Raw genomic sequence first — 11513 nt, forward strand, 5'->3', positions numbered from 1 at the left:
TATGACTAACCGGCAGTGGTTTGCCCTGCATTCCTGGGCAGGTTTTGTGCTCGGTGCTTTGCTGCTGTTGGTGTGCATCAGCGGCGTACTGGCGACGCTCAGCTATGAAATTCAATATCTGAGTGACAGCAAATACCGCGCCCTGACACCACGCAGTGCGGCAGTAAACTGGGCACAGTTAGAGCAAAACCTGGCGGCGGCCTACCCGGACAGCCAGCTGATCAGTGCACAGGTGCATCAACAGCGCTATCTGGCCGGCGAAGCGGCGCTGGCTACGCCTGCGGGTTTTCGCTTTGCCTATTTTGATCCGGCCAGCGGTGCCTTAACCGGCAGTGGCGACTGGGGCCGGCTATCGCGTTTTTTGCGTAACTTGCATATGTATTTATCCATGGGCAGCAGCGGCAAAGTGGTTGTTACTTCGCTGAGCTTTTTGCTGTTAATCTCACTCATTTCCAGCTTTTTTGTCTACCGTAACTGGTGGCGGCAATGGTTTCGCAGCCCCGGTACATGGCGCTGGGCGGTGCGCAACAGCTGGGCGTCGTGGCACAAGCTGATTGGCCTGTGGAGTTGGTGGTTTGTGCTGCTGATGACCGTTACCGGGTTGTGGTACTTTGCCGAGCATTGGTTGTTACGCTCTGAGTTGGCGTATTATCCGCCGCCACCCACAGCGGCGCTTAGCGCCGCGCCGCCGGCAACGGCGGCTAACGGGCCTTTATCGCTGGCCAGCATTACTGCCATAGCGCAGGCACAGCGGCCGGAGCTGGATATCCGCGCCGTGTTATATAACAGCCATGTTAAAGCGCCGATAGTGCTGAGCGGTCAGGATGATACTGTGCTGGTACGCGATCGTGCTAACCGGATTTATCTCGACAGCAACGGGCAACTATTGGGCCGGCAATATGCAGCTGAGTTGGGTCTGTTGGCGCGGCTAAGTGATATGGCCGATCCACTGCACTTTGGTAACTTTAGCGGCCTGACTGTTAAGCTGGTTTATGCGCTGTTTGGTAGCGGGCTGTGTATTTTGGTGGCCGGTGGTATGCGTATGCACTGGCTGCGGACCAAACATAAACAGCCGCAGCTGGCGCGCTGGCTGGGGGTATTTGGCTGGCTGGCACTGGCATTGGCATTAAGTGGCATAGTCTGGACAGCGGTAAGCTTTTCCCAGCGTGAGCTTAACCGCCTGCCGTTATCACCACTGCTGGGCAGCGTATTACAGCCGGCAGCTCAGCCGTCTTGCTCGTCTGTGTCTGCAGCTTGCTGATACAGTGTTTCCATTGCTTCGCGCAATGTCGGGTAAAAGCTCAGTACGCCGGGCAGTGGCTTAACTCCGGCGCGGGCTAAGGTTTTCAGCGGTTGGAATTGTAGATCGGCGATCAGCAACTCTGTGCTATTTTTTGTGCATTTGCTAATCAGTTTATTCAGCGCCGCCAGGCCGCCGGCATCCAGCAGCGGCACGCCGTCCATATACAGCACTATGCCGCGGCTATGGTCGGTTAAGCGGGCGATATCGGCAAAAATACGCTCGGCAGCGGCAAAAAACAACGGCCCGCTAATTTTCAGCACCTGCCAGCCGGCAGGTATCGGCTGTTCTACCTGTTTACGGTTGTTGCTGATATCCGTCACCTTGCTCATCTCAGCAATTTCTTTAACGAACAACAGCGCCGCCAGCAGAATGCCGGTGGTAATGGCGATCACCATATCAAACAGCACTGTCAGGCTAAAGCAGGTGATAAACACCCAGATATCGCTGCGCGGGGCCGTTTTCAGTAAATGTACTGCTTTGGGCGCTTCGCTCATATTCCACGCTACCATTAGCAGCAAGGCAGCCAGTGCCGCCATCGGCACATAGGATAATACCGGAGCTAATAGCACTAAACCCAGCAGCAGCACCAGGGCGTGTACCATAGCCGCAATGGGCGATTGCGCGCCGGCTTTAAAATTTGCCGATGAGCGCGCCAGCGCCGCTGTGGCAGTGATGCCGCCGAAAAACGGCGTAATAATATTACCTAAGCCCTGAGCAAGTAATTCGCTATTGGCGCTGTGGCGCCGGCCGGACATGCCATCCAACACCACTGCACACAATAGCGATTCAATCGCCCCCAGCATTGCCATGGCAAAGGCGGCGGCGAGTAAGTCTTTTACCAGCTGCCAGCTAAAGCCCAATACCGCGCCATCCGGGCCCGGCCGTAACCAGGGCCAGTCGAAATAAGGTAAGTAGGGTGGAATGCCGCTGCCACTGCTGCCATCGGGCATAGTGTAACTAAAACGCGAGCCTATGGTGTCCAGCTCAGCGCCGAAATTAAGCAACAACAACGCCAGCAGGGTGCCGATAAACAGCGCCGGTAAATGCGCCGGGATCACCGTTTTAAGTTTCGGCCATAACAGCATCACTGCCAGCGTAACGGCTGCAACCAGCAGGGCGGGTAAGGATAACTGCGGTAAATGTTGCGCCAACACAGTAATTTTTCCGACATAATGCTCCGGCATATCCGCTATGGCTAAGCCAAAGAAGTCTTTAATTTGCAAGGTAGCAATCACCACGGCTATGCCGGCGGTAAAACCGAGGGTAACGGATTCGGGGATATATTCAATTAAGCGGCCCAAGCGAAACATGGCCATCAGCAGTAGCATAAAACCGGATAATACCGTTGCCATCAGCAAACCGCTTAAGCCGTATTTAAGCGCTACCGGATACAATATCACCACAAAGGCGGCAGTGGGGCCGCTGATGCTGTAGCGCGCGCCACCGGTGAGTGCGATAACAAAGCCGGCGATAATAGCAGTGTATAAGCCGTATTGCGGGGCTACGCCGGAGGCAATCGCCAACGCCATTGCCAGCGGTATGGCAATAATGCCGACGGTAATGCCAGCCAGCAGGTCTTTGCTGAGTTTATTCAGATCATAGCCTTCGGCCAGCACATCACGCAGGGCATGGCCAAGGCGTAGGGAAAACAGGTGAGAACGGTCAGACACCACAACTCCGCTACAGCAGAACAGTTGGTGTTAGTTTAGCAAATGGGGGGCCGTGCCGGTATGCGCTATTAGTCTGAGATATATAGAAAAAACCGCCGCTAAACCAGCCGGCGGTTTCAGGGAGAACTTTTAAATCTCAGGGCGCGCTGTGCAGTAGCAATAAGCCGTATGCAGCCAGCATATTACCGTCCAGATCAAAAGCCCAGCCGGCGTTTAAGCCGTCGCGGTTAATGGCGCTGATATCGGCGGCGCTGTCGGTTAAATTCAGCACAAACAGGCTTTTACTGCCGTTAAGCTCGCGGCTTATCTGTACCACACCGTTATCCAGCTGTTTAACATCATAGCTGCCATCGGTACCCAATTCCGGCCGCTGCTTTTTCTGTGCAATTAGCAGCTTATACAGTTGCCAGATCGAGTCCGGCTGCGCCTGCTGTGCCGCTACGCTGCGATCTGTTGCGCTTAGCTGGGCGGTAAGAAAATCCGGATACCAGTTCGGGAAGTTATCACCAAACAATTCCAGCTGTTCTACCCAGCTGTTATCTGCAGCAGTGAAACCAGCCTGCTTGCTGTTATCCCACAACATGGGCGCACGTTTAAACACATCGTGGCCGCTGCGATCCTGGGTTAAGCCAATTTCTTCACCGTAGTAAATATACGGCGTGCCGGGTGAGCTGAATAACATGGCTGCCGCCAGCTTGGCTTTGGCATCGTGCTGCTCAAGCTGATAAGCAATCCGCTCCTGGTCATGGTTGGTTAAAAACGGCGCGAAGAAGCTTAGCGGGGCGACAGAATCGTTGCGCTGCTGCACATTCTGCTGCAGCACTGTTGCATCAGCGGCTTGTTTAGCGTTGGATTGCATAGTACCAAACTGCGCTTCACCGCTGGCATCGGGTTTTAACAGGCCAAGAATTTTATAGCCCACTTCAAAATCAAAGCCCTGGTCCAGCCCGGTGCCATCGCCGTAATAGCGCGCGGCGATGGGAATATCTACCCAGGCTTCACCGACTAAATAGGCTTGCGGGTTAACGCTTTTTACGTACTGGTTAAAGTCCTGCCAGTAGGCAATGGTTTCTGCAGTATCGGCCTGGGCATCCGGGCCACCTTCCATGGCAAAGCGCACCGCGTCTAAACGAAAACCGGCTACGCCTTTATCCAGCCAGAACTTGGCCATCTTGTTCATTTCTGCCACTACATCAGGGTGGCGCAGGTTCAGATCCGGCTGGCTGGCACCAAAAGCGGCATAGTAGTAAGCGTTACGGGTTTTATTGTAATGCCAGACCGCGTCGGGTTTATCGTTATCGCTCCAGGCATGGCCCCAGCCACTGCCGGTTTTTGGCATATCATCGCGCCAGATAAAATAATCTTTGTACGGTGCTTCGCCTGCGGCCGAGCGTTTAAACCAGTCATGTTCACTGGAGATATGATTAATCACCAAATCCAGAATCACCTTCATGCCTTTGGCATCTGCCGCGTCGATAAAGGCTGCAAATTCGGCCATAGTGCCGTAGTCACTTTCTACCTGATAAAACTCAGTAAAGTCATAGCCATGGTAGGACGGTGCTTCAAACATCGGTGTTAACCATAAGGCATTAACGCCTAGTTCGGCCAGATACGGTAATTTGGCGGTCATACCGTTAAAATCACCATGGCCATCGCCGTTACTATCATAAAAACTGCGCGGCCAGATTTGATAAAACACCGCGTCCTGCCACCAGGGGCTGGCGGCTTCACCGGTTACCTGCGTAGCGGCTGGGCTGACCCCGGGTGCAGATGCGCTGGTTTGCGGCGGGCTGGTTTGTGGTTGGCAAGCAGTCAGTAACAATGACAGCGCTATGGCGCTTAGGCTAAAGGTTTTCATGTTGTCCCCGTGCTAATTATTGCGTGCACCATATTAACGCGCGGATGCACTGCTATGCTGATTAAGCCTTGGTAATAACGCCAAAACAGTGCGACAACAAGATGAATACGTATGCACAATTTTGCGCAAAATGGCCGCTATCGTGTAGCTTAGACCGATCTGTGCGCTTACACAGAATAATAGAACCATCCGGGGAGCGGATATGAAACAACCTAAGTTATCCTTTTGGCAGATTTGGAACCTGAGCTTCGGCTTTTTAGGTGTCCAGATTGGCTTTGCACTGCAAAACGGCAACGTCAGCCGCATACTGTCAGACTTAGGCGCCGATTTATCGTCGCTGTCGTTATTCTGGCTGGCGGCGCCGATTATGGGCCTGCTGGTACAGCCTATTGTGGGTGCAGCGTCTGACCGTACCTGGAATAAGCTCGGCCGGCGGTTGCCGTACATGCTCGGTGGTGCAGTAGTGGCTGCGGCGGCAATGATGCTGTTGCCTAATGCCTCTATGGTGGTGGCCTTTATTCCGCCAATGTTGTTTGGCCTTGTTATTTTCGCCATTAAAGACGCCGCTTTTAACGTTACCTTTCAGCCGTTCCGCTCTCTGGTCTCCGATATGGTACCACCGGAGCAGCGCAATATTGGTTACTCAGTACAAACCTTGCTAATTAATATCGGTGCGGTATTTGGCTCCATTTTGCCGTTTGTGCTCACCAACGTGGTTGGGCTGGAAAACGCCTCTAAAGCCGGTGAAGTGGCGCCGTCTGTGATCTGGGCATTTTATATCGGTGCTACTGTGCTGCTGGGCTCTGTGCTGTGGACAGTGTTTCGCACTAAAGAATACGCACCAGAGCAGTATTACGCTTACAAAGGCCTGGATGCAGAGGCGCAAACTCTGGCTGAACAGGTGCGTAAGTCGCGCTCGCTGGGCGAGAAACTCAGCGACTTCTGGCAAACCATGCTAAGCATGCCACGCATTATGAAGCAGCTGGCGCTGGTGCAGTTTTTCTCCTGGTTTGCGCTGTTTATTATGTGGACCTATTTTCCCGCGGCCATTGCGCAGAACACCTGGGGTGTCGGCGTAGAGTGGTACGACGGCAGCTATATTGCCCAAATGGGCGGCGTACCGGCACATATTGCTGCCGCCAAAGGTGCGGCCGGTGACTGGGTGGGTATTTTATACGCCGGTTACTCGCTGTTTGCCGTACTGTTCTCGTTAGTTATGGCCAAACTGGCTAACCTGTTTGGCCGCAAGTTTGTTTACTCGTTCTCCTTGCTGGCAGGTGGTTTGGGCTATTTAAGCTTTGTGCTGTTTACCGATCCAAGCATGACGCACGTAAACCTGTTGATTACTCAGGTAGAAATTCCCAAAGGCGCACTGGGGCTGATGCTGCCGATGATCGGCGTTGGTATTGCCTGGGCTGCTATTCTGGCCATGCCGTATGCGATATTGGCCGGTGCTTTGCCGCCGGAAAAAACCGGTGTGTATATGGGCATTTTTAACTTTACCATTGCCGCGCCGCAGATTGTGTCTGGTTTAATTGCCGGCTGGATCTTAGGCTCGGTGTTTCAAAACCAGGCGGTGTATATCGTGATGTTAGCCGGTGCTGCCATGGTACTGGGCGCCTTGTCGGTATGGCTGGTAAAAGAGCAGGAAACGCCAACCGCAGCCTAAACCTTTCAAGGGGGCAGAGCAGTTGAAAACTTCAAGCGATCTGCCCCCTTGAAACTGCGTTATCCCGCGCAGCCTAAAGGCAGGCTTAATCTGGCAACTGCGCCGCCTTGCGGGCGGTTAAAGCGGTTGAAGCTGCCGCCGTGTTGCATGGCGACGCGGGCGACGATGGCGAGGCCAATGCCGTGGTGTGAGACGCCATCGCTGACATTTTCATTGTTGTGCCAACCGGCACCGTCGTCGATAACATCAATCAGGCAATTGCTGCCGTCAGTGCTCAGTTCAACCCAGACATGGCCGTGGCAGTAACGCAGGGCATTACTGAATAAATTAGATAAGGCACGTTGCAATAGTTTTTTGTCAGCCTGAATAGTCAGCGCCGGTGTCGGCCGCAGGCTGAGCTGGTGTTCACTGTTGGCGGCAAATTTATCAATCAGTTCGCTAAGCAGTTCTGACAGCTGCAGCTGGGTTAATTCCAGCTCTGAGCGAAAGCCCTTCTGTGCCAGACGCAGATAATCGTAGACGTTGTCTTCAATTTCCTGCAGATTGCGGCGGATTTGTTTGCTGTCGGCTTCAGCCAACTGGTCTTCCAGCCGAAGCATAATAAACCGCAGCCGCGCCAGCGGGGTTTTAATATCGTGACAGACGGTGTCGGCCATTTCACGCTGCAGCGTATTTAAATCAGTAATGGTTTGGTTCATCCGGCTCAGCGACTGCGCCAATGGCTGCAAATACGACTGCTTGCTAAGCTGAAACGCCGGCAAGCGGCCCAAAGCTACTTCTTTTAACGCGCTCTGGCGCAGGGTTTCGACATCGCGAAACAAATTACGGCTTAACCAGAATAAAAACAGTAGCAACAGCAGCATAAACACATGCACTAAATCGACACTGAAATCTAACCGCGCCGGCAGGGTTAACTTAGTCAGACACAACAGATCGTTGTTGGTCATAGTAGCGCAAAGCGAGGCGTTGCCGGCGCTGTCGCGCATTATCTCCAACTGATAATCAAAGCCGGGGATCGGTTGCCACATTTGCTGCGGGTAAGTAACAAATAGCGCGTTCGGGCAGTCTTCGCTGGCGCTGATACGACAGCTTAACTGCAAGTCAGCCTGCTGATCATATACATAGGCCTGCTGCAGAATGCTTTGCGCCGCTACTACTATATCATTGCGCTGATAGATCAGGTGATACACCTGGCTTAAGCTGAAAAACAGCAGTAGCACCAGCAGTACTATAGCAAAGTAAAACCGCAACAAGGCCGAACTCATGCCGGCTCTGCTTCTGTGCTGTGGTAAGAAATGCAGTAACCTTTGCCCCAGATATTACGGATATTCCAGTGCGGATCTACCGCCTGTAGCTTGCGGCGCAACCTGGACGCGCGGCCATCGAAGGTGCGGTCGGCGCCGTCGTATTCGCGGCCCAGCTGCTCGCGAAACAGCCGCTCGCGGCTTACTACCACCGGGTAATTGCTGATCAAGCAAATCAGCAACTGCAGCTCGGACCCGGTCAGGTTGATCTCTTGGCCGGCCACGCTGACGCTGGCAGCTTTTTGATCGATCAGCAGGTTGCCCTGCTGCAACATATCGCCGCTGCTTACTGCACTGTGTGCCTCACTAAGGAAAATACGAATTTTTGCCAGTAAAATACGCGGATCGAGCGGCTTTAACAGGTAATCCTGGGCGCCCAGCTGCAGGCCTTCTAACTGGGCTGCAACCGAGGTTTGCGCCGTCATAAATAAAATCGGGCCTTTAAACTGCTGGCGAATTTGCCGCACTAAATCAAAGCCATTGCTGCCGGGTAGCATTACATCACAAACAATTAAATCGAATGCCTGTGCTAACAGGAGTTTCTTCGCCGTCAGCGCATTGCCACACTGGCTGATCTGAAAGCCTTCATGCTGCAGAAAATCTTCTACCAGCCTGGCCAGTTCCAAATCGTCTTCTATCAGCAGAATGTGCGCTGTCATTGCAGTAACCACCAGCCGTTACGGCTTTTATTCAGCAAATGCTCACCTGATTGCAGATCGACCCGTAATAAGCGCAGTTGCCGCTGTGCCAGCAGCTTACCGCTGGCCTGATCTTTTAACAGCAGCATTGTGTCCTGTTGTAGCGGCAAGGCCAGCTTAACTTGCTGTGCACTTTGCTGGCACAACAGCGGCGTAGCGGGGGCGGTTTGCTGATACAGGCAAACCGGTTGTGGCTGTTGCCAGCTAATGGTCAGATGTAACACACAATCCTGACCGGCGTGCTGCACGCACAAGCGCGGCGACACGGCGAACTCATCCGCGCCAACCGGCAAAAGTAGTAACAGAGCTGTGGCCGCAATAACTTTCATCATCGCCTTTCGCTGCTAAACAGGATAGCTAAGTGTAACGCAATAGCTGAGTGTGCCGTGCGCCATGCAATTAGTAAAGGCACAGCGCACAGGCCACAGTGTTAGCCCGTCGCTGGCATCAGAACTGGTATCTGACATCCACGCCGACAGTACGCGGTGCATTCAGGCTGGTCAGCGGCGTGCCCAGCGCTGCAGCCGCAAAGCCGCCGATACCGCCTACAGTAGTATTGTCAGTCAGGTTTTTACCCCAGACCGCCAGCTGCCACTGATCATCCTGGCTGGCCCAGCTCAGGCGCGCATTCAGGTGTTTTGTATCAGCAAAATAGCCCGGGATCTGATAAGCAATATCCAGGATATCCGGATCATCAGCTTTGGTATTCTCTTCAAATACATAATCGACATGCAGTTTAACGGCACCGCCGGCCAGGCGGTAATCCGGCGCCCAGTCAGCTGTCAGGGTATAAGAGTCGGCAGCCGAGCTTTTTTCCACATCGGTTACCAGTTCACCATCGGCATTGTAAAACTGCTGCCATTTCGACTCGGTTTTACGGTATTCAGTTACCAGGCCCAGCTTTAGTGTGTTGCTGGCTTGCCAGTCCAGTACCAGCTCACCGCCGCGGATTTCCTGGTCGCCGTTAATTACGATTGGAATGGCTACACCGGCGTCCGGTGCCTTACTGTTAACCGAGCGCTGGCGGTTGGTTAAGTCCATCTGGTAAGCCACCAGTTGAACGCGCAGGCTTTGCCACAGATCAGCTTTGTAGCCCAGCTCAATATTGGCCACTTCTTCCGGTGCAAAGGGGTTTTGCGACGACATTGGATCTAAAGAGTCATAACCGCCTGATTTATAACCGGTAGCATAAGACAGATACAGCATATTATTGCTGTCGATATTGTAGCGTGCCACCGCACGGCCGGTTAGTTTACTCCAGTCTTTGCTGGCATTAAGTTGCGGCATCAGCGGGAAAAGAAAATTGGTGATGCCGGGTAATGGCTGGCCGAACGAGCGTTCTTTAATTTCCCAGCTAAAGTCCTTTTCGTCACGGCTGTAACGCAAACCGGCGGTAAAACCCCAGTGGTCATTGAGCTGGTAGTCGAGATCCGAGTACAGGCCATAAGAAGTAAAATCGCCGGTGTTGATAATATCTTCGCTCCACATTTTACCGCTGTTAGACGGGCCGAATATTTCTGCCACGCCTAAGCCGCCGGCAATAGCGTCGTAGGTCAGATCACCGGTGGCGCCTATGGCGGCTACCAGCTGCGGGCTGAAAGGCTCAGCGCCAAGCATTTGCAGTAAACCGGCTACCGATGGGTCGACCATCGCCATCACACTTAACATGCTGGCCCAGTTCTGTGGGTTCCAGATATGGTCGGCCGGTAAGCCCATTTGGGCAATCATTTCGTCCGGCAGGCCGTTTTGCTGTAGCGCGCCGATCAGTTGTTGGTTCAGGCTGTCGGTGGTCAGGCGGGCAATGGTATCGGCCAGAATATTCAGGCTGGTTTTCTGATAGACATTTTCTTTGCTGTAGGTCATACCGCCGACGAAGCTCAGCTTGCCGTCGCTGTAATTCAGCTGTAGCTCGTTGTAAAAAATATCTGAGTCTTCAAAGTTAATGGTGTCCAGATAACGGGTTTTATCGGCGGTGCCATCGGCGTCATCACGGCCGGATACCTGCCACTGGCGCTTACTGCTGATAAATTTGGCAGACCACTCATCATTAAAATCGTGCCATAGCTTAACGGACAGCGCCGTCATATCGCGGGTTTCATGGCCGTCTATCACATCGTTTTCAATTTTACGATCGCTTGGGTTCAGGCTGTAAGCATAAGGGCTGACGCCAACGCCAGGGGCATAACCCTGGTCGACATCATCCCGGTCGTAGCTAAGTTGCACTTTGGTGGCATCACTTAACTGCCACAGCGCCACCAGACGGGCAGAGCGGTGATTAACGCTGCCCAGTTCATTGCCGCGGTAATCCGGGTTCAGGTTATCAACATAAGCATCGCGCTGGTTGCTCATCAGGTTTAGGCGCAGCGCAAAGTTATCGCTTAGCGCTTTATTGCCCATCAGTTCGAAACGTTGCAGGCCGTAATCGCCCAGCGTGGCTTTGACAAAGGCTTCATCGTCCAACCGTGGCGCATTGGGGATCATGTTTACCACCCCGGCGGCGGCGTTTTTACCAAACAGGGTGCCCTGCGGGCCTTTAAGAATTTCAATGCGTTGCATATCGGAAAACAGCACACTTTGCGCCGCCCGCGGCAGGTAAAAATCATCAAAGAATATCGCCACTGACGGGTCGCCGCCGGTACTGATATTACTGCTGGAAATGCCACGTATTTCCGCCGAGGCCTGTGCCACCGCTTCTTTGCTGAATTTAAACCCCGGGGTGTAATCGGCAATATCACCCAGTAGCACTGAGCTGGTGTCAGTAAGATTCTCAGCACTAACGCTGTCAATCGCCAGCGGTACATCCATTACATTCTGCACGCGTTTTTGCGCGGTGACGGTAATGGTTTCAATTGCCGATTCGGTTTTTTCTGCCGTGTTATTGTCCTGCGCCAACGCTGTACCCAGCTGGCTGGCGATGGCCAGGCTGATACACCAGGCTAACGGCTGCCTGCGAAAACCACTTTTAGCTTGCTGTTGAGTTGCCATGCTTTTCCCCTGACTTTTTTGTTCTA

Annotated in this window: 8 protein-coding genes; 2 read left to right on the top strand and 6 right to left on the bottom strand. The window is 53.3% G+C overall.

All coding sequences use genetic code 11. The features are described from left to right. Position 1: 1 nt before the first annotated feature. Positions 2 to 1261: a PepSY-associated TM helix domain-containing protein gene (locus tag ACTZWV_RS01510; protein ID WP_444784841.1), complete on the top strand. Its 1260-nt coding sequence runs from the start codon at positions 2 to 4 to the stop codon at positions 1259 to 1261. Here the strand turns inward: ACTZWV_RS01510 and dauA are convergent. Together dauA and ACTZWV_RS01520 are read right to left on the bottom strand one after the other, a co-directional pair. Continuing rightward, a complete protein-coding gene (gene dauA, locus ACTZWV_RS01515; protein ID WP_444784842.1) occupies positions 1225 to 2973 on the bottom strand; it encodes a C4-dicarboxylic acid transporter DauA in 1749 nt (582 codons plus the stop codon). The two genes, ACTZWV_RS01510 and dauA, sit on opposite strands and share 37 nt — an antisense overlap. A 136-nt stretch (positions 2974 to 3109) precedes the next feature. Then, on the bottom strand, positions 3110 to 4831 hold the full coding sequence (locus ACTZWV_RS01520; RefSeq protein ID WP_444784843.1) for an alpha-amylase family glycosyl hydrolase: 1722 nt from the start codon (positions 4829 to 4831) through the stop codon (positions 3110 to 3112). A gap of 202 nt (positions 4832 to 5033) precedes the next feature. Between ACTZWV_RS01520 and ACTZWV_RS01525 the strand changes: the two genes are divergently transcribed. Further along, complete coding sequence (locus tag ACTZWV_RS01525) at positions 5034 to 6500, top strand: MFS transporter (RefSeq protein ID WP_444784844.1); 1467 nt, start codon at positions 5034 to 5036, stop codon at positions 6498 to 6500. A 59-nt stretch (positions 6501 to 6559) separates the two neighbouring features. Here ACTZWV_RS01525 and ACTZWV_RS01530 read toward each other — a convergent pair whose 3' ends face one another. From ACTZWV_RS01530 to ACTZWV_RS01545, 4 genes are all read right to left on the bottom strand, one after another. Continuing rightward, positions 6560 to 7765, bottom strand: a complete 1206-nt coding sequence (locus ACTZWV_RS01530; RefSeq protein WP_444784845.1) for a sensor histidine kinase — start codon at positions 7763 to 7765, stop codon at positions 6560 to 6562. Continuing rightward, positions 7762 to 8463, bottom strand: coding sequence for a response regulator transcription factor (locus ACTZWV_RS01535; RefSeq protein WP_444784846.1), 702 nt, complete (start codon positions 8461 to 8463; stop codon positions 7762 to 7764). The genes ACTZWV_RS01530 and ACTZWV_RS01535 overlap by 4 nt, the downstream gene beginning before the upstream one ends. After that, positions 8460 to 8834 carry a DUF3019 domain-containing protein gene (locus tag ACTZWV_RS01540; RefSeq protein ID WP_444784847.1) on the bottom strand — a complete coding sequence of 125 codons (375 nt, stop codon included), beginning with the start codon at positions 8832 to 8834 and terminating at the stop codon, positions 8460 to 8462. The genes ACTZWV_RS01535 and ACTZWV_RS01540 overlap by 4 nt, the downstream gene beginning before the upstream one ends. A 115-nt stretch (positions 8835 to 8949) precedes the next feature. Then, positions 8950 to 11487, bottom strand: a complete 2538-nt coding sequence (locus ACTZWV_RS01545) for a TonB-dependent receptor (protein ID WP_444784848.1) — start codon at positions 11485 to 11487, stop codon at positions 8950 to 8952. Positions 11488 to 11513 lie beyond the last annotated feature (26 nt).

The sequence above is a fragment of the Rheinheimera sp. NSM genome, assembly GCF_052380015.1.
GTDB lineage: Bacteria > Pseudomonadota > Gammaproteobacteria > Enterobacterales > Alteromonadaceae > Alishewanella.

Coding starts and splice junctions, on each gene's coding strand:
- ACTZWV_RS01510 (WP_444784841.1), top strand. CDS start 2: ATGACTAACCGGCAGTGGTTTGCCCTGCATTCCTGGGCAGGTTTTGTG.
- ACTZWV_RS01520 (WP_444784843.1), bottom strand. CDS start 4,831: ATGAAAACCTTTAGCCTAAGCGCCATAGCGCTGTCATTGTTACTGACT.
- ACTZWV_RS01525 (WP_444784844.1), top strand. CDS start 5,034: ATGAAACAACCTAAGTTATCCTTTTGGCAGATTTGGAACCTGAGCTTC.
- ACTZWV_RS01530 (WP_444784845.1), bottom strand. CDS start 7,765: ATGAGTTCGGCCTTGTTGCGGTTTTACTTTGCTATAGTACTGCTGGTG.
- ACTZWV_RS01535 (WP_444784846.1), bottom strand. CDS start 8,463: ATGACAGCGCACATTCTGCTGATAGAAGACGATTTGGAACTGGCCAGG.
- ACTZWV_RS01540 (WP_444784847.1), bottom strand. CDS start 8,834: ATGATGAAAGTTATTGCGGCCACAGCTCTGTTACTACTTTTGCCGGTT.
- ACTZWV_RS01545 (WP_444784848.1), bottom strand. CDS start 11,487: ATGGCAACTCAACAGCAAGCTAAAAGTGGTTTTCGCAGGCAGCCGTTA.